General features: G+C 73.6%; 24 protein-coding genes. 14 read left to right on the top strand and 10 right to left on the bottom strand.

The features are described from left to right. Window positions 1-108: 108 nt before the first annotated feature. The 6 genes from ABFY03_RS22360 (at window position 109) to ABFY03_RS22335 (ending at window position 7564) form a co-directional block, all read left to right on the top strand. A complete protein-coding gene (locus tag ABFY03_RS22360) occupies window positions 109-1293 on the top strand; it encodes a sensor histidine kinase (protein WP_319010255.1) in 1185 nt (394 codons plus the stop codon). Between the two features lie 174 nt (window positions 1294-1467). After that, window positions 1468-2754 (top strand): sensor histidine kinase, encoded by a 1287-nt coding sequence (locus ABFY03_RS22355; protein ID WP_319010256.1) that lies wholly within the window; start codon window positions 1468-1470, stop codon window positions 2752-2754. Window positions 2755-2926: 172 nt separating this feature from the next. Further along, window positions 2927-3586 carry a response regulator transcription factor gene (locus ABFY03_RS22350; RefSeq protein ID WP_031009246.1) on the top strand — a complete coding sequence of 220 codons (660 nt, stop codon included), beginning with the start codon at window positions 2927-2929 and terminating at the stop codon, window positions 3584-3586. Window positions 3587-3862: 276 nt separating this feature from the next. Further along, window positions 3863-5800 (top strand): 2-oxoacid:acceptor oxidoreductase subunit alpha, encoded by a 1938-nt coding sequence (locus ABFY03_RS22345; protein ID WP_319010257.1) that lies wholly within the window; start codon window positions 3863-3865, stop codon window positions 5798-5800. After that, window positions 5793-6845, top strand: a complete 1053-nt coding sequence (locus ABFY03_RS22340; RefSeq protein WP_319010258.1) for a 2-oxoacid:ferredoxin oxidoreductase subunit beta — start codon at window positions 5793-5795, stop codon at window positions 6843-6845. The genes ABFY03_RS22345 and ABFY03_RS22340 overlap by 8 nt, the downstream gene beginning before the upstream one ends. A gap of 437 nt (window positions 6846-7282) precedes the next feature. Then, entirely contained in the window at window positions 7283-7564 is a 282-nt protein-coding gene (locus tag ABFY03_RS22335; protein WP_346170714.1) for a hypothetical protein, read from the top strand. 42 nt (window positions 7565-7606) lie between these two features. On the opposite strand, the gene ABFY03_RS22330 is transcribed toward ABFY03_RS22335, so the two are convergent. Continuing rightward, window positions 7607-7942: a winged helix-turn-helix transcriptional regulator gene (locus ABFY03_RS22330; RefSeq protein ID WP_346172285.1), complete on the bottom strand. Its 336-nt coding sequence runs from the start codon at window positions 7940-7942 to the stop codon at window positions 7607-7609. A gap of 159 nt (window positions 7943-8101) precedes the next feature. On the opposite strand from ABFY03_RS22330, the gene ABFY03_RS22325 reads away from it, so the two are divergent. The 3 genes from ABFY03_RS22325 (at window position 8102) to ABFY03_RS22315 (ending at window position 10915) form a co-directional block, all read left to right on the top strand. Beyond that, window positions 8102-8977 (top strand): NAD(P)H-binding protein, encoded by an 876-nt coding sequence (locus tag ABFY03_RS22325; RefSeq protein WP_319010261.1) that lies wholly within the window; start codon window positions 8102-8104, stop codon window positions 8975-8977. A 104-nt stretch (window positions 8978-9081) separates the two neighbouring features. Beyond that, a complete protein-coding gene (rarD, locus tag ABFY03_RS22320; RefSeq protein ID WP_346170713.1) occupies window positions 9082-10170 on the top strand; it encodes an EamA family transporter RarD in 1089 nt (362 codons plus the stop codon). Between the two features lie 277 nt (window positions 10171-10447). Beyond that, entirely contained in the window at window positions 10448-10915 is a 468-nt protein-coding gene (locus ABFY03_RS22315) for a VOC family protein (RefSeq protein ID WP_319010264.1), read from the top strand. A gap of 28 nt (window positions 10916-10943) precedes the next feature. Here ABFY03_RS22315 and ABFY03_RS22310 read toward each other — a convergent pair whose 3' ends face one another. The 5 genes from ABFY03_RS22310 to ABFY03_RS22290 all read right to left on the bottom strand — a co-directional run bounded on the left by ABFY03_RS22310 (window position 10944) and on the right by ABFY03_RS22290 (window position 14234). Further along, on the bottom strand, window positions 10944-11384 hold the full coding sequence (locus tag ABFY03_RS22310; RefSeq protein WP_346170712.1) for an RNHCP domain-containing protein: 441 nt from the start codon (window positions 11382-11384) through the stop codon (window positions 10944-10946). A gap of 1 nt (window position 11385) precedes the next feature. Continuing rightward, window positions 11386-11736, bottom strand: coding sequence for an RNHCP domain-containing protein (locus ABFY03_RS22305; protein ID WP_346170711.1), 351 nt, complete (start codon window positions 11734-11736; stop codon window positions 11386-11388). Between the two features lie 272 nt (window positions 11737-12008). Further along, on the bottom strand, window positions 12009-12491 hold the full coding sequence (locus tag ABFY03_RS22300) for a DUF1203 domain-containing protein (RefSeq protein WP_319010267.1): 483 nt from the start codon (window positions 12489-12491) through the stop codon (window positions 12009-12011). A gap of 55 nt (window positions 12492-12546) precedes the next feature. After that, window positions 12547-13710, bottom strand: a complete 1164-nt coding sequence (locus tag ABFY03_RS22295) for an esterase-like activity of phytase family protein (protein WP_346170710.1) — start codon at window positions 13708-13710, stop codon at window positions 12547-12549. 119 nt (window positions 13711-13829) lie between these two features. After that, entirely contained in the window at window positions 13830-14234 is a 405-nt protein-coding gene (locus tag ABFY03_RS22290) for a VOC family protein (protein WP_346170709.1), read from the bottom strand. Window positions 14235-14331: 97 nt separating this feature from the next. Here ABFY03_RS22290 and ABFY03_RS22285 point away from each other — a divergent pair, with 97 nt between their 5' ends. Then, complete coding sequence (locus ABFY03_RS22285) at window positions 14332-14763, top strand: hypothetical protein (RefSeq protein WP_319010270.1); 432 nt, start codon at window positions 14332-14334, stop codon at window positions 14761-14763. Between the two features lie 185 nt (window positions 14764-14948). Here the strand turns inward: ABFY03_RS22285 and ABFY03_RS22280 are convergent, their stop codons facing one another. Both ABFY03_RS22280 and ABFY03_RS22275 read right to left on the bottom strand, forming a co-directional pair. Beyond that, window positions 14949-15650, bottom strand: a complete 702-nt coding sequence (locus ABFY03_RS22280) for an alpha/beta fold hydrolase (protein WP_346170708.1) — start codon at window positions 15648-15650, stop codon at window positions 14949-14951. Between the two features lie 119 nt (window positions 15651-15769). Continuing rightward, on the bottom strand, window positions 15770-16882 hold the full coding sequence (locus ABFY03_RS22275) for an FAD-dependent monooxygenase (protein WP_346170707.1): 1113 nt from the start codon (window positions 16880-16882) through the stop codon (window positions 15770-15772). 174 nt (window positions 16883-17056) lie between these two features. Between ABFY03_RS22275 and ABFY03_RS22270 the strand changes: the two genes are divergently transcribed. Together ABFY03_RS22270 and lepB are read left to right on the top strand one after the other, a co-directional pair. Further along, window positions 17057-18034 carry a TetR/AcrR family transcriptional regulator C-terminal domain-containing protein gene (locus ABFY03_RS22270; protein WP_346170706.1) on the top strand — a complete coding sequence of 326 codons (978 nt, stop codon included), beginning with the start codon at window positions 17057-17059 and terminating at the stop codon, window positions 18032-18034. A gap of 122 nt (window positions 18035-18156) precedes the next feature. Continuing rightward, the gene (lepB, locus tag ABFY03_RS22265) at window positions 18157-18810 is read left to right on the top strand and encodes a signal peptidase I (RefSeq protein ID WP_346170705.1); all 654 of its coding nucleotides are present in this window, start codon (window positions 18157-18159) and stop codon (window positions 18808-18810) included. A gap of 28 nt (window positions 18811-18838) precedes the next feature. On the opposite strand, the gene ABFY03_RS22260 is transcribed toward lepB, so the two are convergent. Together ABFY03_RS22260 and ABFY03_RS22255 are read right to left on the bottom strand one after the other, a co-directional pair. Then, window positions 18839-19225, bottom strand: coding sequence for a hypothetical protein (locus ABFY03_RS22260; protein ID WP_346170704.1), 387 nt, complete (start codon window positions 19223-19225; stop codon window positions 18839-18841). 60 nt (window positions 19226-19285) lie between these two features. Further along, window positions 19286-20197 (bottom strand): hypothetical protein, encoded by a 912-nt coding sequence (locus tag ABFY03_RS22255; RefSeq protein ID WP_346170703.1) that lies wholly within the window; start codon window positions 20195-20197, stop codon window positions 19286-19288. A 116-nt stretch (window positions 20198-20313) separates the two neighbouring features. Here ABFY03_RS22255 and ABFY03_RS22250 point away from each other — a divergent pair, with 116 nt between their 5' ends. Beyond that, complete coding sequence (locus ABFY03_RS22250) at window positions 20314-20856, top strand: VOC family protein (RefSeq protein ID WP_319010277.1); 543 nt, start codon at window positions 20314-20316, stop codon at window positions 20854-20856. Continuing rightward, window positions 20849-21652, top strand: coding sequence for a MerR family transcriptional regulator (locus ABFY03_RS22245; RefSeq protein ID WP_346170702.1), 804 nt, complete (start codon window positions 20849-20851; stop codon window positions 21650-21652). Before ABFY03_RS22250 ends, ABFY03_RS22245 begins: the two co-directional genes overlap by 8 nt. Window positions 21653-21903 lie beyond the last annotated feature (251 nt).

Raw genomic sequence — 21903 nt, 5'->3', positions numbered from 1 at the left:
TAGGCCCTGCTAAAAGGAGCGTAAGCAGGTGTGGGTGGGGTTATCCCCCGGGGCCGACACCCACCTCCCCCATGGCCCGGAGGGCGCGGGGGCGGGCAGGCTGGGGGCATGACCGCTGATCACCCGAGCCCTTCCTCCCCCGCCGCCGCGGCCGTGGACCCGCCCGCGCGGCGGCGGACCGCGTACGGGAAGGAGACCTGGAAGGAGATCTCCTTCCTCCTGCTGAACCTGCCGACCGCCCTCGTGGGCTTCGTCTACGCCGTCACCTCCGTGGTCGTCGGGGTCGCCCTGTCGGTCACCGTGGTCGGCCTGCCGCTGCTGGCGGCGGGCCTGGCGGGGGCGCGCGGGATCGGGCGGTCCGAGCGGGCGCGGGCCCGGGGGCTGCTGGACGTGGAGGTGGCCGAGCCGTCGCCGCTGCCGCGGGCCGGCGGTGCGCTGCCGTGGCTGTGGACGCGGCTGAAGGACCCGGTGGCGTGGCGGACCCAGCTGTACGGGCTGATCCGGCTGCCGTGGGGTGTCGTCACCTTCTCCGTCACCCTGGTGTCGCTGGTGGCGCTGTGGCCGGTGCTGCCGTTCATCGCGCGGGGGCTGGCGGCGGCGGACCGGGGCATGGTGCGGGGGCTGCTGTCGCCGTCGGACGAGCTGGAGCGGCGGATCGCCGAGCTGGAGTCGGACCGGGGCGTGGTGGTGGACACGGCGGCGGCGGACCTGCGGCGGATCGAGCGGGACCTGCACGACGGCGCCCAGGCGCGGCTGGTGGCGCTGGCGATGGGTCTGGGCCTGGCAAAGGAGAAGCTGCACGAGGATCCGGACGCGGCGGCGGCGATGGTCGCGGAGGCGCACGGCGAGGTGAAGCTGGCCCTCCAGGAGCTGCGGGACCTGGCGCGGGGCATCCATCCGGCGGTGCTGACCGACCGGGGGCTGGGGGCGGCGCTGTCGTCGCTGGCCGGGCGGTGCACGGTGCCGGCGACGGTGACCGTCGATCTGGACGAGCGGCCGGCGGAGGCGATCGAGGGGATCGCGTACTTCACGGTCTCGGAGCTGCTGCAGAACGTGTCCAAGCACGCCCGGGCCCGGTCGGCGTCGGTGGAGGTGTGGCGGGCGAAGGACCGGCTGCTGCTCCAGGTGCGGGACGACGGTGTCGGCGGCGCCCGGCTCGACGGGGGCGGCACGGGTCTGGCCGGGCTCGCGGAGCGGCTGGGGGCGGTGGACGGCGTGCTGGTCGTGGAGTCGCCGGGTGGCGGCCCGACGACGGTGACGGCGGAGCTGCCGTGGCGGGCGCGCCGGGGCTGAGCCCGCGCGCCCTCCCCGGGGTGGGGTTATCCCCCCTCGGGAGACGCCGACCCGCCTCATGGTGCGGAGGGGGTGCCGGACGGAAACCTGGAGCCGTACTCACCGCTCCCCTTCTCTCCTCGTCTCTCCCTTCCTCCCCTCCCCGTTGCCCTCCTCTCCGTGAAGGACGTCCCGATGGCCTCGCCGCTCGTTCCCTCCGCCCTTCGGGCCCCCTTCCAGGGGCGGACCTGGCGGGCCTTCCTGTTCACCCTGGTCGGGCTGCCGCTGAGCGTGGTGGCGTTCTCGCTGGCGATCTCGCTGACCGCGGCGGGCGCCGGGCTGCTGATCACCTTCCTGGGGGTGCCGGTGCTGGCGGCGTCGCTGGTGGTGTGCCGGGGCTTCGGGGCGGTGGAGCGGGCCCGGGTGCGGGGGCTGCTCGGCGCGGACGTGCCGGCGCCGGAGCCGGTGCGCGGGCGGACCGGCGGGCCGTTCTCGTGGATGGCGGCGGTGCTGCGGAGCGGGGCCTCGTGGCGGCACCTGCTGTACGCGCTCGTGCACTTCCCGTGGGCGGTGTTCTCGTTCTGCGTGTCGGTGACGGTCTTCTCGGTCGGCTGGGGCCTGTTCACGTATCCGGTGTGGCGGTGGGTGTTCCCGGCGTACCTGAGCCAGGACGGGATCCAGCTGTACGGGGACGAGCACCGCGCCCTGTACGTCGACTCGCCCTTCGAGGTGGGCGTCGCCTTCGCGGTCGGGCTGCTGGTCGTGCTGGCGTGGCCGCCGGTGGTGCGGGGGCTGACCGCGGTGGACCGGGTGCTGGCGGCGGGGCTGCTGGGCCGGGGCCGGCTGGCGGAGCGGGTGACGGAGCTGGAGTCGGACCGGGGCGCGGCCCTGGACACGGCGGCGGCGGACCTGCGGCGGATCGAGCGGGACCTGCACGACGGGCCGCAGGCGCGGCTGGCGTCGCTGGCGCTGGACCTGGGGATGGCGAAGGAGACGCTGGCCCGGGACCCGGAGGCGGCGGCGGTGCTGGTGGACGAGGCGCACGGCGAGGTGAAGCTGGCGCTGAAGGAGCTGCGGGACCTGGCGCGGGGCATCCACCCGGCGGTGCTGACCGACCGTGGCCTCGACGCGGCGCTGTCGGCGGTGGCGGCGCGCTGCCCGGTGCCGGTGTCGGTGACGGTGGAGCTGCCGGGCCGTCCGGTGCCGGCGATCGAGGGCCTGGCCTACTTCACGGTCGCGGAGCTGCTGCGGAACGTGGAGCGGCACGCCCGGGCGCGGCGGGCCTCGGTGGACGTGTGGCGGTCGGAGGGGCGGCTGATGCTCCAGGTGCGGGACGACGGCGTGGGCGGGGCGGACCCGGCGCGCGGCGGGGGTCTCGCGGGGCTCGCGGAGCGGCTGCGCTCGGTGGACGGGGTGCTGGCGGTGGACTCGCCGGAGGGCGGTCCGACGACGGTCACCGCGGAGCTGCCCTGGCGCGCCTGAGGCGCGCGCACCGGGCGGGGGGCGCTCGCGGTTCCCCTTGATGTTTCTTTCCGGCGTCCCCTTTCGCGCGGCCTTTCCTGCGATGCTGATCACGCGATGCCGACCGGGTCGCACGGAGACGAGCAGGAGCATGGGGGCAGCGGGCGTGGGTGTGGGTGAGGTGGCGGGCCGGGTGCGCGTGGTGATCGCCGAGGACTCGGTGCTGTTGCGCGAGGGACTGACCCGCCTGCTGACGGACCGGGGCCACGAGGTCGTCGCGGGGGTCGGGGACGGCGACGCGCTGGTGAAGACGGTCGCCGAGCTGGCGGACGCGGGCGCGCTGCCGGACGTGGTGGTGGCCGACGTGCGGATGCCGCCGACCCACACGGACGAGGGGGTGCGGGCGGCGGTGCGGCTGCGCGCGGAGTATCCGGATCTCGGGGTGCTGGTGCTGTCGCAGTACGTGGAGGAGCAGTACGCCACCGAACTGCTGGCCGGTTCCACGCGCGGTGTGGGCTATCTGCTGAAGGACCGGGTCGCGGAGGTCCGCGAGTTCACCGAGGCCGTGGTGCGGGTGGCCGAGGGGGGTACGGCCCTGGACCCGGAGGTCGTCCAGCAGCTGCTCGGGCGGAGCCGGCAGCAGGACGTGCTGGCGCACCTGACGCCGCGCGAGCGGGAGGTCCTGGGTCTGATGGCCGAGGGCCGGACGAACTCGGCGATCGCGAAGCAGCTGGTGGTGAGCGACGGCGCGGTGGAGAAGCACATCGGGAACATCTTCCTGAAGCTGGGCCTGTCGCCGAGCGAGGGCGACCACCGCCGGGTCCTCGCGGTGCTGACGTACCTCAGGTCCTGAGCGGGCCGGCGTCGTGCCGCGGGGCGGGACCCGCCCTCACCCTTGATCTTCTGACACCCTGTCAGATACGGCCCTTCGGGCCCCTGGGGGTCCTAGGACGGAAGAACGAGTCGGAATGCCGCGTTCCGGAGCAATCCGGGTAGGCGCAGAACGGGACAACGCAGGACACATGGGCGTCTCAGCCGGGAGCCCATCATGTGAGAATCCCCGGGACCGCCCACCCCGCAGTCGTAGGGTGGGCGAAGAGTCCCGCTTGCCGCTAGGGAGGTCCAGTAAGTGACCAGCCAGGTCAGTAGCGAGGCCGGCGAGGCCCTGCTCGGGGAGCAGCGCAGCGCCCCCGCGGAGGCCCGCAACGGCGCCGAGAAGGAAGTCCGACGCCTCGACCGGGTGATCATCCGGTTCGCGGGCGACTCCGGTGACGGCATGCAGCTCACGGGTGACCGCTTCACCTCGGAGACGGCGTCCTTCGGGAACGACCTGTCGACGCTGCCGAACTTCCCGGCCGAGATCCGCGCCCCCGCAGGCACCCTGCCCGGCGTCTCGTCCTTCCAGCTCCACTTCGCCGACCACGACATCCTGACCCCCGGCGACGCGCCGAACGTGCTGGTCGCGATGAACCCGGCCGCGCTGAAGGCGAACATCGCCGACGTGCCGCGCGGTGGCGAGATCATCGTGAACACCGACGAGTTCGCCAAGCGGGCGATGGCCAAGGTCGGCTACGCCACCTCGCCGCTGGAGGACGGCTCGCTGGACGGCTACCGCGTCCACCCGGTGCCGCTGACGACCCTCACGATCGAGGCGCTGAAGGAGTTCGGCCTGTCCCGGAAGGAGGCCGAGCGGAGCAAGAACATGTTCGCGCTCGGGCTGCTGTCCTGGATGTACCACCGGCCGACCGAGGGCACCGAGGCCTTCCTGCGGTCCAAGTTCGCGAAGAAGCCGCAGATCGCCGAGGCGAACGTGGCCGCCTTCCGGGCCGGCTGGAACTTCGGCGAGACCACGGAGGACTTCGCCGTCTCCTACGAGGTCGCCCCCGCGACCCGCGCCTTCCCCACCGGCACGTACCGCAACATCTCCGGGAACCTGGCCCTGTCCTACGGGCTGATCGCCGCCTCGAAGCAGGCGGAGCTGCCGCTCTACCTCGGCTCCTACCCGATCACCCCGGCCTCCGACATCCTGCACGAGCTGTCGAAGCACAAGAACTTCGGCGTCCGGACCTTCCAGGCCGAGGACGAGATCGCCGGCATCGGCGCCGCGCTCGGCGCGGCCTTCGGCGGCTCCCTCGCCGTCACCACCACCTCCGGCCCGGGCGTGGCCCTGAAGTCCGAGACGATCGGCCTCGCGGTCTCCCTGGAACTGCCGCTGCTGATCGTCGACATCCAGCGCGGCGGCCCGTCCACCGGCCTGCCGACCAAGACCGAGCAGGCCGACCTCCTCCAGGCGATGTACGGCCGCAACGGCGAGGCCCCCGTCCCGGTCGTCGCCCCCAGGACCCCGGCCGACTGCTTCGACGCGGCCCTGGAGGCGGCCCGGATCGCCCTCACCTACCGCACCCCGGTCTTCCTGCTCTCCGACGGCTACCTCGCCAACGGCTCCGAGCCCTGGCGGATCCCCGAGGTCGCCGACCTGCCCGACCTGCGCACCGCCTTCGCCACCGGCCCGAACCACACCCAGGCCGACGGCACCGAGGTCTTCTGGCCGTACAAGCGCGACCCCGAGACCCTCGCCCGCCCCTGGGCCGTGCCCGGCACGCCCGGCCTGGAGCACCGCATCGGCGGCATCGAGAAGCAGGACGGCACTGGCAACATCTCGTACGACCCCGCCAACCACGACTTCATGGTCCGCACCCGCCAGGCCAAGGTCGACGGCATCGCGGTGCCCGACCTGGAGGTCGACGACCCGGACGGCGCCCGGACCCTGGTCCTCGGCTGGGGCTCCACGTACGGCCCCATCACCGCCGCCGTACGCCGCATCCGCCGCGAGGGCGGCCACATCGCCCAAGCCCACCTCCGCCACCTCAACCCCTTCCCGAAGAACCTCGGCGAGGTCCTCAGGGGATACGAGAAGGTCGTGATCCCCGAGATGAACCTCGGGCAGCTCGCCACCCTCGTCCGGGCGAAGTACCTCGTCGACGCCCGCAGCCACAACCAGGTCAACGGCATGCCGTTCAAGGCCGAGCAGCTCGCCGCCGCCCTCAAGGAGGCCATCGATGCCTGAGAACCTGCTGAGCCTGGTGCCCAAGGCCGAGGCCGCCCAGACGATGAAGGACTTCAAGTCGGACCAGGAGGTCCGCTGGTGCCCCGGCTGCGGCGACTACGCCGTCCTCGCCGCCGTCCAGGGCTTCATGCCCGAGCTGGGCCTGGCGAAGGAGAACATCGTCTTCGTCTCCGGCATCGGCTGCTCCTCCCGCTTCCCGTACTACATGAACACCTACGGGATGCACTCCATCCACGGCCGCGCCCCGGCCATCGCCACCGGCCTGGCGACCTCGCGCCGCGACCTGTCGGTGTGGGTGGTGACCGGCGACGGCGACGCGCTGTCGATCGGCGGCAACCACCTGATCCACGCCCTGCGCCGCAACGTGAACCTGAAGATCCTGCTCTTCAACAACCGGATCTACGGCCTCACCAAGGGCCAGTACTCCCCCACCTCCGAGGTCGGCAAGATCACCAAGTCGACCCCGATGGGCTCCCTCGACGCCCCCTTCAACCCGGTGTCGCTCGCCCTCGGCGCGGAGGCCACCTTCGTCGCCCGCACGGTCGACTCCGACCGCAAGCACCTCACCGAGGTGCTGCGCCAGGCCGCCGACCACGACGGCACCGCACTGGTGGAGATCTACCAGAACTGCAACATCTTCAACGACGGCGCCTTCGAGGTCCTCAAGGACAAGGACCAGGCCAAGGAGGCCGTGATCCGCCTGGAGCACGGGCAGCCGATCCGCTTCGGCGCCGAGAACGAGAAGGGCGTCGTCCGCGACCCGGCCACCGGCGACCTGGAGGTCGTCACGGTGACGCCGGAGAACGAGTCGCGCGTCCTCGTCCACGACGCCCACGCGGCCTCGCCGACGACCGCCTTCGCCCTCTCCCGCCTCGCCGACCCGGACACCCTCCACCAGACGCCCATCGGCGTCCTCCGCTCGGTGGAACGCCCGGTCTACGACACCCTCATGGCCGACCAGCTCGACCGGGCCGCGGCCCAGCAGGGCGAGGGCGACCTCACCCGCCTGCTGGCGGGCAACGACACCTGGACGGTGGTCGGCTGACGCGGCGGCCGGACACGGCGAGGGGCACGGCCTGCATGGCCGTGCCCCTCGGTTTTTCCCGGCAACTCCACTTCTTTTCACCGGATTTGACGCAACAGTGACTACTGGTCGAGGCAGGGCGCTCAAAGCCTCGGCGCATGATGAAAATCGGACTCTTCGCCAGTTCGGTCGTACTCGCGATGACCATGACGCCCCCCGCGCCCCTGACCTCGGTTGGCACGGAAACGTCTCGGCCGCCCGCCGAGACCCACTGCCACGACGCGAACGGGCGAGGACAGTTGACGTGCTTCGCGACGGAACGCGGAGCCGAACTCGACCTCATGGAACGGGGCGGCCTGCCTTCTGCGGTCACCACGGGCGCCAATCGGCCACTAGCAGTCGCGGGCCCGGAAGAAACGCGCACGGAGTCCGCCGCAGCGGCGACGTGCCATCCATGGGTGACCATCCGCTACTTCGACGGCGACAACGGCTCGGGGTCATCGGTAAACCTCTACTGCGACTACCCGAACCTCGGCACGGTCGGCTGGGACAACCGCGCCAACTCCGCGATCTGCATGGTCTGCCCCAGCCTCATCGGCGGCTCGGACCCGTACCACGTGAACCGGATGGTCAGCTTCCAGGAGTACAACATGTACGTCGCGGCACTCACCCATACGTTCAACAACTTGAAGAACGTGACGCCCAACATCGTCTCCTCGAACCGTCTCTACTTCGACTAGGGCCGACGCTTCAGAGGGCGGTCGTCAGGCAGGGCGCCCATGTCACCCGCGCTCCGCGTCGTAGCGGGCGCGGGCCGCCTCGACGGCGGGGACCCGGGACTCGGTCCAGAGGGCCAGCTCCCTGACGCGGCGGGCGGACTCCTCGCCGAGCGGGGTGAGGCTGTAGTCGACGCGGGGCGGGATGACGGGCCGGGCCTCGCGGTGGACGAAGCCGTCGCGCTCCAGGGTCTGGAGGGTCTGGGTCAGCATCTTCTCGCTGACGCCGCCGATCCGCCGCCGCAGTTCGCTGAAGCGGTACGAGCGCTCCAGGAGGGCGATCTGGACGAGGACGCCCCAGCGGCTGGTCACGTGCTCCAGGACGAGACGGGACGGGCACATGGTGCCGTCGGCGCCGGCCAGCAGGGGGGTCACGGGAATCTCGGCACTTACCTTCACACCAGTACCTTACTTCAAAGTGGGTACTTTCGATTGGTTAGCGCACCTCGTACGGTAAGTGCATCGCCCCGATCACCGCACCGCGAAGGAAGAGAGAGCCCCATGAGCATCGTCGTCACCGGAGCCACCGGACAGCTCGGCCGTCTCGTCGTCGACGCCCTCCTCGCCGACCCGACCGTCCCCGCCGGCTCCGTCGCCGCCGTGGTGCGGAACAAGGAGAAGGCCGCCGACCTGGCGGAGCGCGGCGTCGAGCTGCGGATCGCCGACTACAGCCGCCCCGAGACACTGGCCGACGCCTTCGCGGCGGGCGACCGGGTGCTGCTGATCTCCGGCAGCGAGGTCGGGCAGCGGGTGCCGCAGCACGCCGCCGTGATCGACGCGGCCAAGGCGGCGGGCGTGGCCCAGCTGGCGTACACCGGCGTGCTCGGCGGCCCGGACGCCGACTTCGACCTGGCGGCGGAGCACAAGGAGACCGAGGCGCTGATCCTGGCCTCGGGGCTGCCGTACACCTTCCTCCGCAACGGCTGGTACAGCGAGAACTACACGGCGAACCTGGCCCCCGTCCTCGCCCACGGAGCCGTCGTCGCCAACGCGGGCGAGGGCCGGGTCGCCTCCGCCTCCCGCGCCGACTACGCGGCCGCCGCGGCGGCGGTGCTGAGCGGGCCGGCCGCGGAGCACCTGAACCGGGCGTACGAGCTGAGCGGCGACGAGGCGTGGTCGCTGGCGGAGTACGCGGCGGAGGTCGGCGCCCGCGCCGGCCGGGAGATCGCGTACACGAACGTGCCGGCCGAGACGCACCTGGAGATCCTGACGGGCGCCGGGGTGCCGGAGCCCTTCGCGGCGATCCTCGTCGACGTCGACAAGGCGATCGAGCGGGGCGCGCTGGCGATCCGGACCGGTGACCTGGCGCGGCTGATCGGCCGCCCGACGACCCCGATCGGCACCACGATCGGCGAGGCGCTGGCGGCGGCGGAGTAGTTCGCCCTTCAAGGTCATGACCGTATAGCGGTACACACATGACAGCCTGCCCTGTGCGGCGCTACCTTCGTCGGAACAGCGCGGCGCAGGGCGGGAGGCTCCTCATGGGCGGAAGAGAGACGGACGGAACGGCCGGAACGGTCGGAACGGCCGGGACGACGGAAGGCGGCGAGAGCCGTGCCGGCCTGCTGTACGGCATCGCCGCGTATGCGATCTGGGGCCTGTTCCCGCTCTACTGGCCGCTCCTCAAGCCGGCCGGCGCGGGCGAGATCCTGGCGCACCGGATGGTGTGGTCGTTCGCCTTCGTCGGCCTCACCCTCCTGGTGCTGCGCCGCTGGGGCTGGGTGCGGGAGCTGGCGGCCAGCCCGCGCAAGCTGGGCCTGCTGACGATCGCCGCGACCGTCATCACCGTGAACTGGGGCCTCTACATCTGGTCGGTGAACAACGGGCACGTCGTCGAGTCCTCGCTCGGCTACTTCATCAACCCGCTGGTGACGATCGCGCTCGGCGTCCTCGTCCTGAAGGAGCGCCTCCGCCCGGCGCAGTGGGCGGCGGTCGGCATCGGCTTCGCGGCCGTGCTGGTCCTGGCGGTGGGGTACGGGCGCCCGCCGTGGATCTCCCTCGTCCTCGCCTTCTCCTTCGCCGTCTACGGCCTGGTGAAGAAGCAGGTCAACATCGGCGGCCTGGAGTCGCTGGCGGCCGAGACGGCCGTCCAGTTCCTGCCGGCCCTCGGCTACCTGGTCTTCCTCGGTTCGCGCTCCGAACTCGCCTTCGGCTCCGAGGGCGTCGGCCACATGGCGCTGCTCGCCTCGGCCGGCGTCGTCACGGCGGTGCCGCTGATCTGCTTCGGCGCGGCGGCGATCCGGGTCCCGCTCTCCACCCTGGGCCTGCTCCAGTACCTGGCGCCCGTCTTCCAGTTCCTCCTCGGCGTCGTGTACTTCCACGAGGCCATGCCGCCCGAGCGCTGGGCCGGCTTCTCCCTGGTCTGGCTCGCCCTCACGCTCCTCACCTGGGACGCCCTCCGCACCGCCCGCCGCAGCCGCGCGGCGGTGGCCCGAGCGGCCGAGGAAGCGGCGACCCGCCTGACGGCCGAGGAGACGAGCCCCCGCCCGACGGCCGGGGAAGCGGCGACCCGCCCGACGGCCGAGAAGGCCGCCGGTCCCCTTCCCGCCCCGGACGACGTCCGCGCCTGACCGCGCGAAATCCGATGGCCGGAGCGCGGCCACCAGGCGTACCGCCGGAGATCGGCCTGCCCGCCGCGCGGGACGGGCGGTTCCGGGACGCTGGAAGCGGGACCGGATGACGTGGATCAAGCCGTCGCTCCCGGCGACCTGGCAGCGGGAGCTGCGCCGGGCGCGGGTGCAGTGGGATCCGTGGCGGCACGCGGCTGCTGGACCGGGTCCGGGGCTGAGGGCCGGGGGTCCGGCATTCCGGTGGCGGCGTGGGGGCGGGTGGGGGAGGGTCGGGAGGATGGAGCCACTGCACTGGAAGCTCGTCGTCGACTGCGCCGACCCGCACGCCCAGGCCGCGTTCTGGGCGGCCGCCCTCCGGTACGAGGAGGAGGACCACAGCAAGCTCGTCGGGCAGTTGCTCGGCGCCGGGGCCGTACCGGAGGCCGTGACCGTCACCGTGCACGCCGGGGAGCCGGAGGAGCGGCTCGGGTGGCACGACCTCGCCGCGGTGCGGCACCCCGACGACCCCGTGTCGGAGGAGAACGGGGCCGGCCTCGGCCGGCGGATCCTCTTCCAGCGGGTGCCCGAGGCGAAGACCGTGAAGAACCGGCTGCACCTCGACGTGCACGCCCCGCCCGGCACCCGGGACGCCGAGGTGGAGCGCCTTGAGGGGCTGGGCGCGGCGGTGCTGCGGCGGGTGGCGGAGCAGGGCGGCGCGTGGGTGGTGATGACCGACCCCGAGGGGAACGAGTTCTGCGTGCAGTGACCCGCACCCCCCGGGGGCGGCCGGCGGCTCACAGCGCCAGGAGCGCCCCCTGGGCCACGCCCGGCACGCCCGGGTCCCGCAGCGGGCGCAGGGCGATCCGCATCAGGGCGAGGGCGTTGTCGTCGTCGGCGATCCGGTTGGCGCTGAGTTCGCCGCAGGACCGGCACTCGTGGACGAGGAGCCATTCCCCGTCGGGCCGGACGGAGACGCCGATCGGCGCCATCCGGCCCCGGCAGGCGGACGCCCGGTCGCCGGGGATCCGCCCGTCGACGTGCAGGCTGGCGAGGCAGGTCGGGCAGTGGTTGCGGTGCGCCGTGCCCGGCGCGGCCAGCGGGACGACGAGCCGGCAGGCGACGCACCGGAAGTCCTGCTCCCGGTGGCCGCTCCGCTGCCCGTGCAGCACGTCCTTGCGTCGCTGGGCGCGCCGCCCGCCGCGGCGCCGGTCGTCGGTGCGCGTACGGCGGGCCACGTCAGAGGTCCCCGAACGCTTCGAGCGGGAACGGCGGCTGGGCCAGCGGCCGCACCGCCATCCGCATCAGGATGAGCCGGTTGTCGTCCTCGGCGACGGGGCTGGAGGTCAGCTCGTCGCAGCGGACGCACCGGTGCACGACCATCCAGTCGCCGGTGCGCAGCACGGCGATGGAGATCGGCGTCATCCGTGCCCGGCAGTCGCTGGCGCCGCCCTCGACGTGGTCGTGGACGTGCCGGGAGTGCAGGCAGGACGGGCAGTGGTTGCGCCTCTGCCCGCCGGCGGCGTGGGCGTGGACGGTGAGTCCGCACCACACGCAGGTGAAGGTGTCGATGGTGATGGTGATGGTCACCCGGAGGCTCCTTGCTGAGGAAGGGTCACTGACAGCAGGAGTCGGCCGAGCGGGCCTCGCGCAGGGGACCGCCTAGGCGGTGAGGGCCAGGGACTGAGGCGCGCTCGGCGCGGGCCGGGGCATACAACACCCTCTCTGCGGGCCGGGGGCCCGGACGTACGGCGGAGGGCCCGAGGCCCTTCCGCCGACGGACGGATCGAAGCGCCTCCGACGGTAGACACCGCGCCCCGCCCGCCGCCACCGGTTTTCTCCGCCTGCCGCCGGGGCCTCCGTCAGGGCCGCCGCACCTCGAAGTGGAAGCACCCGTACTCGACGGCCCGTACGTGCACGAGCGCGACCTCCGGGTCCGCGAAGGCCTCGGCGAACGCCTCGTCGAGGCCGGGGAGTTCGACGAGGCGCCCGCCGACGATCCGTCCGTCGGCGCTGTAGCGGCGGACGGTGCGCAGCGCTCCCGGCCGCTCGAAGGGGTACCCCTCGGCCGGCTCGGGCCCCGCGCACGCCTCGGCGTGCACGAAGACCGGCCCGACCTCGTCGTACGCCCCCGGCCGGGCCCCCGTGGCCGCCGCCCACCGCCGCAGCGGCGCGTACGAGACGAGCGCGATCCGCTCCCCGGCCCGCGCCCCGCGCAGACAGCACCGCAACGGCTCGCCGCCCTCGGGGGCGACGTACGGGACACAGGCCCGCCCGGCGTCGTCGACGGACCGGAGGGCGGCGAGTGCGTCGGGCCCGACGGCCCGCGGCGTGAAGGTCTTCATCCCCCCAGCCTCGCCGCGCCCTCCGCCCGGGGCTGGCCGAATTCGGACCTCACGCTCAGCGCAGCGCGAGGGCCACGAGCTGGGTGACGGCGTCCGAGGCGAAGTTGTCGTCGCTGACGAGGATCAGCGTGCGCTCGCCGGAGGGGAGGGTCGGCCCCCAGGTCATGCCCTCGGTGTTGTCGACGGCGGAGAGGCCGAGGGTGTGGAAGTCGGCGACGAGCGTCTTCCGCATGGGGACGGCGTCCCGGCCGACCAGGGCGTCCACGGCCCGTACGTCGGTGGCGCCGCGGGTGGTGGCGTCGAAGAGGCGGATCTTGTATCCGGAGCCGGCGACCCAGGTGCGTTCGAGGACGAGGTAGCGCTCGGGGTCGTCCGGGAAGGCGAGGATCGAGGGGACGCCGGTGTCGGGGCCCCACGGGCTGGTCGGGTCGGACTCGGCGAAGATCTTCTCGATCGGGTACGCGAACTGGCCGAGCACCCGGCCGGCGCGGCTCTGCCGGGTGACGCGGACGAGCGCGCCGTGCGTCGTGTCCGGCACCGGGCCGTCCTGGACCAGCGGGCCCTCGATCGCGCTGGTCACGACCTTGCCGCGGGCGCCGAAGGTGAGCGCCTCGACGGCCTGGTTGCGGCGCGGGCCGCGGTCGGCGGTGATCAGGTAGTTCTCCGGCAGCCGCAGGGTGCCGTGGTGGGTGCCGTCAGGCGCGGAGATCTCGATGGACGGCTGGATCACCGGCTGGCCCTCGACGGCGGGCCGGTCGCCCTCCTGGCCCCACCAGTAACGGCACTTGACCGGGTCGACGCGGATCTCCTCCGGGTCGATGGCCTTGCCGTCGCCGAGCGCCGGCGACGGGTAGACGGAGCCGTCCGGCTGGAGGAGGGGGCGGGTCCCGGTGAAGTCGACGGAGTGCACGCCTGCGGCGTCGACGTCCAGCTTCGCGGTGTAGAAGCGGGCGGGCTGGAGGAAGGAGCGGTCGTCGCTGATGAAGACGTACTCGCCGGTGCACCGGTCGCGGTCGATGCCGGAGAGGCCGCCGACCGTGGTGCCGCGGAAGTCGAGCTTGTGCGGGACGATCTTCTCGCCGAGCAGGCGGGCCTGTACCGCGCGCTGGGTCTCCGCGCCGGGGGCGCCGGGCGGGGGCGCGGCGGCCACGGCGGGGGCGAGCGTGGACGTCAGGAGCAGAGCCGCGGCGCAGGCGCGGCGGATCAGGGAGGCACTCATGCGGATGATCATGGCGCGGCAACCGCCGGCCCCGCAGTCACCCAGGGGAGTGGTCCTCCGCCCGTCCGGGACCGATCGTCGGATGATCCTTTCGGCGCCGAACGGCCGCGCAGGAGGCGCTACTTCAGGACGGCGTCCTCGCCGACGGGGGCGATGCGGCGGCGGAGCAGGCAGAACTCGTTGCCCTCCGGGTCGGCCAGGACGTGCCACTCCTCCTCGCCGGTCTGGCCGACGTCCGCCGGTACGGCGCCGAGCGCGAGCAGCCGTTCCAGCTCGGCGTCCTGGTCGCGGTCGGTCGCGTTGACGTCGATGTGCAGCCGCCGACTGCCGTTCCGGGGCGCGTCGTTGGGGCTGAGGACGAGCGTGGGCTGCGGGCCGCCGAAGCCGGTGCCGGGCGGGCCGATCTCGATGCTGCCGTCCTCCTCCCGGTTCAGTTCGACGTATCCGAGGACCTCGCTCCAGAACGCGGCGAGGCGCTCGGGGTCGGCGCATTCGAGGACCAGCTCACTGATGCGGCATGCCATGCGGACAGGGTACGGAACCGGCGCCGCCGGAGGGGGCGTTGTCAGACCCCGGTCCTAGGCTGCGACGTGATCGGAACGGCGTGGAAGGGGCGGGGCGGTGGGCGGTAACAGCTGGTGGCAGACGGGGCCGTACGAGAGCGACCTGGCGGTCGCCTTCCGGCGGGCCCAGGAGGCCGAACTGGCCCGGGACGACCGGGGCTTCCCGGGCCGTACGGTCGAGGAGCTGTGGCGGAGCGAGGACTGGGCCGAGTACATCTTCACCGGCGGCACCGCCACCGTCCTGGACCAGATACGCACGGTGGCCGCCACCGAGCCGGAGGAGGGCCCGTACATGCGCCCCCTCACCGAGGAGGAGGTCCGCGCCTGGTGCCCGCACGGCCGGCCCACGCGCGCGGAGTGGAAGGCGGCCCTCCGCGCCGACGCGTACCTCGACGACCTCTTCCCCACCCGCGGCCTCGGCCGGTGCACGGTCCTGTACGAGGACGGCGCACCGGCGGAGATCGGGTACTGGGGCGTGACGGCGGACTAGGTCGTTTCTTTCGGATCAGGCCGGATCAGGGAGCGGCGTCCGGTGCGTGCGCTCGCAAGGCGGAGGAGGGAGTCGACGCGGTGGGGGCACCTCCCAGCGGTAGCTGGGGGAGTCGGCGACCGACGACAACGCCGCGAGCGTGCGTGCAAGACGCCGCGAGCCCGGCATGATCCGGAAGAGACGGCCTAGGACACGTCCGCGGCTCGGGTGTTCGCGATGTCGGCGAGCAGGCGGGCGAGGGCGTGGGGGCGGGTGGTCATCGGCCAGTGGCCCGCGTCGATGTCGCGGTACGCGAGCCGGCGGGCGCGGGCGAGTTCGGGGCTCTCGCCGGCGGCGATCCACCGCTCGGCCTGGGCGGGGGTGAACTCGGGGCAGACGACCGTGACGGGGACGTCGAAGCGGCGCTCGTCGGTCAGCCGGACGATGCCCTTGGCGACCCCCTCGGGGACGGGGACGGCGGCGGCCGCGAAGCGCTCCCGGGTGGCCGCGTCCAGGTCAGCGGCGTCGGGGCCCTCGAAGGGGCCCCAGCCCGGGAAGGGCACGGCGCCGTCCTCGACCGGGAAGAAGTCGGCGTAGGCCCGGCCGTCGGGGGCGGGGAAGCCGCCGATCAGCGCGACCCCGGCGAGCCGGTCCGGCCGGGCGTCGGCGGCCAGCCAGGCCAGGGTGGACGCCGCCGAGTGCCCCACCACCAGGGGCTTTCCGGGCGCCGCGTCGACGGCCGCGAGCACGGCGGCCCGCTGGTCCGCGAGCGTCGCGGCGGCGGCGCCGTCGCCCTGGCCGGGGAGGGCGACGGGGACGGGACGGTGGCCGAAGGCGGCGAGCTCCGGCACGACGTCGTCCCAGGCGGATGCGTCGAGCCAGAGACCGCCGATGAGCAGGATGTCCATGATGCCTCTCCCGTGGGGTGTCGGAGCCGGGCCGGGCGCCGGGGGCGGGCCGGGGCCGGGCCGACGCACGCTAGCGGACGGCTCTGACAACGAGCGGCCGGAAGGGTACGGGGCCCGGTTCAGGCGTCCAGCACGATCGCGTTCTTGGCGCGCGCGACGGACTCCTCGGAGGCGGGGCCGCCGGGGTTCTCGGTGGCCAGCGCCTGGTTGAGGTCGACGAAGGGCCGTATCCGCTCCTCGTAGCGGGCGAAGGCCGTGCCGTGGTCGCCGCCGTCCCGCTCGAGGCAGTCGGCGAGGACGTAGGCGCCGACGAGCGCCAGGCTGGTGCCCTGGCCGGAGAGCGGTGAGGGGCAGTAGCCGGCGTCGCCGAGCAGGGTGACGCGGCCGCGCGACCAGCGGTCCATGCGGATCTGGGCCATGGCGTCGCAGTAGAAGTCGGGGGCCGTGCGGGCGGCCTCGGCAAGCCGGGCACCCTCCCAGCCCACGGTGGCCAGCTTCTCCACGACGGTACGCCGGAGGGCGTCGGCGGTGCGGAGTCCGGGGGCGAGCGGCCCCGACTCGAAGCCGAAGGCGACCCGCAGCTCGGTGTTGTCGCGCACGGGCATGATGCCGAAGCCCACGCCGTCGCCCTGGAGCCACATCTGCCAGTCCTCCAGGGCGAGGAAGTTCTCCGTGCCGAAGACGGAGAGGTAGCTGCCCAGGTGGTGGGAGAAGCCCTCCTCCGGGCCGAAGGCGAGGCGCCGCACGGTGGAGTGGAGCCCGTCGGCACCGACGACGAGGTCGAAGCGGCGGGACGGTCCGTGCGCGAAGTCGGCGCGCACGCCCGTCTCGTCCTCGTCGAGGCCGGTGAGGCTGTCGCCGAAGAGGTACTCGACGTCGGCGCGGGTGTGCTCGTACGCCATCCTCACCAGGTCCTCGCGCAGCACCTCGATGTCGTCGCTGTCGAGCCGGCCGCTGCTGAAGGTCGACTCGGTGGAGCGGTGGACCTCGTTGCCTTGCGGGTCGAGGACCGACATGCCGCGCATCCGGGTCCGCAGCCCGCGCGCCCGGTCCAGCAGGCCCGTCCGCTCCATGACGTCGAGCGCGACGCCGCGGACGTCGATGGCCTGGCCGCCGGGGCGGGGGGCGGAGGCCCGCTCGACGACGGTGGGCTCGAAGCCGCGGCGGCGCAGCCAGTGGGCGAGGACGGGGCCCGCGATGCCGCCGCCGGAGATGAGCACGGTCGTGTTCATGGGGAGCTCCCTCTGGATCCGCTTCAGTGGTTCGTACGATGTACGCACTGAACGTACGCCGTACGCGCAGACCGCTCAACAACCCTTCAAGCTTCCTGTACTAGGCCAGACGCCCCCTCGCCGCCATCGCCGCCGCTACCCTCTGCCCTAGTACAGACAGGAGAGGCGCGGGATATGACGCAGCTCACATCCAGGACCCCGGGCGGCCCGCCGCCCTATCTGCGCATCGTCGCCGAGATCCGGCGGCGCATCGCGGACGGCGAACTCGCCCCCGGGGACCGGATCCCCTCGACCCGGCGCATCGCCGAGGAGTGGGGCGTGGCCCTGGCCACGGCCACCAAGGCGTTGACGACCCTGCGCCTGGAGGGCCTGGTGGAGGCCCGCCCCCGGGTCGGCACGGTCGTCGCGGGCGCGGCCCGGCCTCCCGCCGCCCCCTCCGAGGAACCCGCGCAGCGGCCCGTCCAGGAGCGGGAGCGGGAACAGGAACTGAGCCTCGACCGGATCGTCCGCACCGCCATCGGGATCGCCGACGCCGAGGGCCTCACCGCGCTCTCCATGCGCGGGGTCGCGGCCCGCCTCGGCGTCGCGCCGATGTCGACGTACCGGTACGTGCCGAGCAAGGAGGAGCTCGTCCTCCACATGGCCGACGCCGCGTTCGGCGAGGAGACGTACCCCGCGGAGGCCCCCGAGGGCTGGCGCGCCCGCGTCGAACTGGGCGCGCGGGCGATGTGGCGCCTGTACCGGAAGCACCCCTGGCTGGCGCAGCTCGGCTCCCTCTCCCGGCCGCTGCTCGTCCCGCGCCTCCTCGTCCACGGCGAGTGGATCCTGGCCGCCCTCGACGGCCACGGCCTCGCGCCCACCGAGCTGTTCGACATCCACGTGCTGATCTACAGCCACGTCCAGGGCCTGGCCGTGCACCTGGAACGGGAGGCGCACGCCGAGGCGGCCACCGGCCAGTCGGAGGGCCAGTGGATGGACAGCCGCGCCTCCGATCTCCAGGCGCTGGCGGAGTCCGGCCGGTTCCCCACCTTCGCCAAGGTGGTCGGCGCCTTCGAGGACGGCTACGACCTGGACCTCGACGCCCTCTTCGAACGCGGCCTCACCGCCCTGCTGGACGGCCTCACGCCCCTCGTCGAGGGCCGGCGGCCCTGACGAGCGGGGTACCACGCTGTGAGATGGGCCTCCACGGAAGCCGGATGCGCCATCGGCCCGGGAACCCCTAACCTCGGCGGGTCCGCCCGGCCTTGGGCGGGGAAGCGGAGGGAGGAACGTTCATGCGGGAGCGGAGAGCGGGCAGGCGGCTGAGGGTCGCGGCGTGGGTGATGATCCCCCTGGGCCTGGCGTCGGTCCTGGGGGGCATCCTGTACTTCTTCACGGCCCACCGCGGGGTCTCGGTGATGGGCGACGCGATGGCGCCCACGCACCCCCGGGGCAAGCTGGTGCTCGTCACGGACGTCGACGCGGAGGACATACGCCGGGGCGACGTCCTCCTCCTCCAGGTCCCCGGCCGGTACCGCGGCGCACCGGTCATCCAGCGGGTGATCGGCAAGGGCGGCGACCACGTCGCGTCCGACGGCACCCGGGTCACGGTGAACGGCGAACCCCTCGACGAGCCGTACCTGAAGAAGGACCTCCTGCCCCCGACGCCGGTCCCGTTCGAGGCGACGGTCCCGGAGGGCCGCCTGTTCCTGATGGGCGACAACCGGGGCAACGCGAACGACTCCCGCTACTTCCTCGACGAGCAGGACGGCACCGTCGCGACCGCCGGCGTCCTCGGCCGCGTCAGCGAGGGCTTCCCGCCGGCGGTGCTGACGGCCGGAGCCCTCGGCGCCGCGCTGATCCTGGGCGGCGTCGGCACGGGTTACGCGGCGTGGCGCCGGGCCCGGTCCGCGCCGCCCGCCGTAAGGACCGGAGGGCCCGGCCGCTGACGGCGCGCCTCCGGCGCGGGGCGGGGGGCTACGACCCGGGCCGGTCCCGGCAGGAGGCCGGGTCCGCGACGACCGCCTGACAGGCCACGAGGCCCGCGGCGTACTGCATCGGGTTGGACTCGACGGCCACGTCGAGCTGTTGCACGGCGGCGCGCAGCGCGGACCGCGTCGCGTAGGGGTAGCAGTCCCCGTGCTCCCGCACGATGTCGGCCGCCGTCCGGACCTTCATCGGCCCGACCTGGTCGGTGGTGTCCAGCTTCACCCAGTCGCCGAAGAGGCCCTCGACCGTCTGCCGCACCTCCGCACAGGACGGACCGTCGTCCCGCCCGGCCGTCCGCTCCCCCACCACGTACCCGCCCCCGGCCACGACCACGGCACCGGCCGTGGCCAGGGCGAACGCCCACCCTCGTCTCATGGGCGCTCACCCTAGGCGGGGCCGTACCGCATCGCCCACCCCTTTACCGCGCCCGCGGCCTCAGGCCGAACGCCACGCCCACGCCAGCGCCGCCCCCGGTGTCACGCACGACAGGAACGCCGCCACGCGGACCGGGACGCTCGTCACGTCCCAGCCCAGGACGGTCGGCAACAGGAGCAGCAGGCCGAGGATGAGGATGCCGAGGGCGGGGAGGTGGACGGCGGGGCTGAACCGCCGTATGCCGCGCGGCATTTCGTACCGCAGGACCCCCGTGAGCAAGGCTCCCGCGAAGACGACCGGCATGAGGGTGACGATCAGCAGGCGCGTGCCGATCACCCCCACGCCCCACCGGCGGCCGTCCTCCAGGACCGGCGAGTCCGGTCGCGGGTCGCGCGGCGCGAAGTACACGTCGATCCGCGAGCCCGGCGCGGGCGGCTCGTACCGCGTGTACATCCCGGGCACGGTCACCTCGCGCGGACCGTCGGCGTACGGGAGGCTCAGGACCAGGTCCGTGTGGAAGAACACCGGCTCGTCGGAGGCGTTGTCCCCCCGGACCGGGTCCCCGGCGAGCCGGACGACGGTGACGGAGTACCTCCCGTACCCCGCCGCCTCCAGACGTTCGGTCTCCCGCCCGTACTCCGGCGCCACCATGAACCCGAGGTCGAAGCAGGCCAGCGTGGCGAGCGGCACCAGCCAGGCGACCACCCACGCCGGCCCCCGCCCGCCGACGGGGGCGAGGCCGACGTGCTCCGGCGCGCGGCGCGAGGCGACGATCCAGGCCCCGGCGAAGACCACGGCCAGCGCGGCCGCCCCCGCCTCGACGCCGAGCGGCGGATACGGGCTGACGCCCCACAGGGCGCAGCCGACCGCGCCCGCGGCGCTCAGCAGCGCCGCCCATCCGGTGAACGTCGTCCACCCGCTCCGCCGGTACGTCGGCCGCGTCCGCGCCCCCGCCTTCTCCAGCCCCACCATGCCCCGGCCCCTCCCCCGCGCGAACACCGTGCCGCGCGCGCGGAGACGCTACCTCCTCGGCCCGGCGGCGGGCTCGGCTTGACCCTCACGCGGCGTGAGGCTGAAAGGTGGGCCGCATGAGCGACAAGAACCACTACGACGCCTTCGAGATGAGCCCCGTCCCCACGCCCGGGCCGGACGCCGTGCCGCCGGAGCCGTTCCACGGGATCTACGGCATGCCGTCCTTCGTCTCCGTGCCCACCACCGACCTCGCGGAGTCCGTGGACTTCTGGACCCGCGGGCTCGGCTTCTTCGAGCTGTTCGCCGTCCCCGGCGTCCTCGTGCACCTGCGCCGGTGGGCGTTCCAGGACGTGCTCCTCGTCGCGGCGGAGAGCGTCCCCGACGAGCCGCCGGCCACGAGCTACAGCTTCTCCGGCGTGCTCGGACAGGTCGACGCCCTCGTCGAGGCGTGCCGCGCGCTGCGGCCGGACTCGGTCGACGGGCCCCGGGACACGCCCTGGAACACCCGGGACGTGGAGGTGATCACGCCGGAGAACGCGCGGGTCGTCTTCACGGCGGCGAAGCCCTTCGACCCGGCGAGCCAGGAGGCCCGGAACCTCGCGGCGATCGGGATCACGCCACCGAAGGGGCACGGCGGCGACAATGGGGCCCATGTCTGACGACGTGGACCCCGGCCTGACCGTCGGCCAGGTCGCGGCGCGGCTGGACGTCACCGTCCGCGCGCTGCACCACTGGGACGAGATCGGGCTCGCGCGGCCGTCGCTGCGCACGGCCGGCGGGTACCGGCTCTACACCGGCGCGGACCTCGAACGCCTGCACCGCGTCGTCGTCTACCGCGAGCTCGGCCTCGGCCTGGACCGGATCCGGGACGTCCTGGACGACGCGGGCACGGACGTGACGGGCGCGCTGCGGGCCCAGCGCGCGCAGGTCGACCGGCGGATCGAGCGCCTCCAGCGGCTCGGGACCGGTCTCGACCGGATGATCGAGGCCCACGAGCGCGGGCTGCTGCTCACCGCCGAGCAGCAGGCCGCGCTCTTCGGCCCCGACTGGGACCCGGAGTGGTCCGCGCGGGCCCGTGAGGCGTACGGCGACACCCCGCAGTGGCAGGCGTACGCCGAGCGCTCCGCCGCGCGCGGCCCGGAGGAGTGGCAGGCCGTCACCGAGACCGTCACCGCCCTCGAACGCGCCCTCGGCGAGGCGATGGACGCCGGCGTCGAGCCCGGCAGCGCGGAGGCGGGCCGGCTCGTCGCCCGCCACCGCGAGGTCTTCAGCGCCGCGTACTTCCCGCTCACCCGGCAGATGCAGGTCTGCCTCGGCCGCCGCTTCGCGACCGACCCGGAGTTCGCCGCCCACTACGACGGCATCCGCCCCGGCCTCGCCACCTGGTTCCACCGAGCCGTCGACGCGGACGCCCGCACCCACGGCGTGGACCCCACCACCGCGACCTGGCAGTAGGGCGCGGCCTGCCGCTCCGTTGTGGGCCCTCGCCCCCTGCGGAACACCGGCCGGAGCGCCGGTCACAGGGGTCGGTGGGGGGCGTCGCACGGGGTCGGCCGGGGGCGTCGCACGGGGTGGTGTTCGCTCAGCGAACTCCCTTGACCGGATTCAGGTCTTGACTGGACATCATCATGTCACTGAGCATTCAGCACGCGCACACCCACCGCAGGGATCCCCATCACTCCCCTGCGGTTCACGCGTCGCCCGCA

Source organism: Streptomyces roseofulvus, assembly GCF_039534915.1.
Lineage (GTDB): Bacteria > Actinomycetota > Actinomycetes > Streptomycetales > Streptomycetaceae > Streptomyces > Streptomyces roseofulvus.
This window is presented reverse-complemented; position numbering and strand designations above follow the sequence as displayed.

Bases quoted from the DNA above. Each gene is read 5' to 3' on its own strand.
- ABFY03_RS22355 (WP_319010256.1), top strand. From the start codon at position 1,468: ATGGCCTCGCCGCTCGTTCCCTCCGCCCTTCGGGCCCCCTTCCAGGGG.
- ABFY03_RS22245 (WP_346170702.1), top strand. From the start codon at position 20,849: ATGTCTGACGACGTGGACCCCGGCCTGACCGTCGGCCAGGTCGCGGCG.
- ABFY03_RS22360 (WP_319010255.1), top strand. From the start codon at position 109: ATGACCGCTGATCACCCGAGCCCTTCCTCCCCCGCCGCCGCGGCCGTG.
- ABFY03_RS22250 (WP_319010277.1), top strand. From the start codon at position 20,314: ATGAGCGACAAGAACCACTACGACGCCTTCGAGATGAGCCCCGTCCCC.
- rarD (WP_346170713.1), top strand. From the start codon at position 9,082: ATGGGCGGAAGAGAGACGGACGGAACGGCCGGAACGGTCGGAACGGCC.
- ABFY03_RS22255 (WP_346170703.1), bottom strand. From the start codon at position 20,197: ATGGTGGGGCTGGAGAAGGCGGGGGCGCGGACGCGGCCGACGTACCGG.
- ABFY03_RS22290 (WP_346170709.1), bottom strand. From the start codon at position 14,234: ATGGCATGCCGCATCAGTGAGCTGGTCCTCGAATGCGCCGACCCCGAG.
- ABFY03_RS22330 (WP_346172285.1), bottom strand. From the start codon at position 7,942: ATGTGCCCGTCCCGTCTCGTCCTGGAGCACGTGACCAGCCGCTGGGGC.
- ABFY03_RS22295 (WP_346170710.1), bottom strand. From the start codon at position 13,710: ATGAGTGCCTCCCTGATCCGCCGCGCCTGCGCCGCGGCTCTGCTCCTG.
- ABFY03_RS22325 (WP_319010261.1), top strand. From the start codon at position 8,102: ATGAGCATCGTCGTCACCGGAGCCACCGGACAGCTCGGCCGTCTCGTC.
- ABFY03_RS22340 (WP_319010258.1), top strand. From the start codon at position 5,793: ATGCCTGAGAACCTGCTGAGCCTGGTGCCCAAGGCCGAGGCCGCCCAG.
- ABFY03_RS22280 (WP_346170708.1), bottom strand. From the start codon at position 15,650: ATGGACATCCTGCTCATCGGCGGTCTCTGGCTCGACGCATCCGCCTGG.
- ABFY03_RS22270 (WP_346170706.1), top strand. From the start codon at position 17,057: ATGACGCAGCTCACATCCAGGACCCCGGGCGGCCCGCCGCCCTATCTG.
- ABFY03_RS22275 (WP_346170707.1), bottom strand. From the start codon at position 16,882: ATGAACACGACCGTGCTCATCTCCGGCGGCGGCATCGCGGGCCCCGTC.
- ABFY03_RS22300 (WP_319010267.1), bottom strand. From the start codon at position 12,491: ATGAAGACCTTCACGCCGCGGGCCGTCGGGCCCGACGCACTCGCCGCC.
- ABFY03_RS22315 (WP_319010264.1), top strand. From the start codon at position 10,448: ATGGAGCCACTGCACTGGAAGCTCGTCGTCGACTGCGCCGACCCGCAC.
- ABFY03_RS22260 (WP_346170704.1), bottom strand. From the start codon at position 19,225: ATGAGACGAGGGTGGGCGTTCGCCCTGGCCACGGCCGGTGCCGTGGTC.
- lepB (WP_346170705.1), top strand. From the start codon at position 18,157: ATGCGGGAGCGGAGAGCGGGCAGGCGGCTGAGGGTCGCGGCGTGGGTG.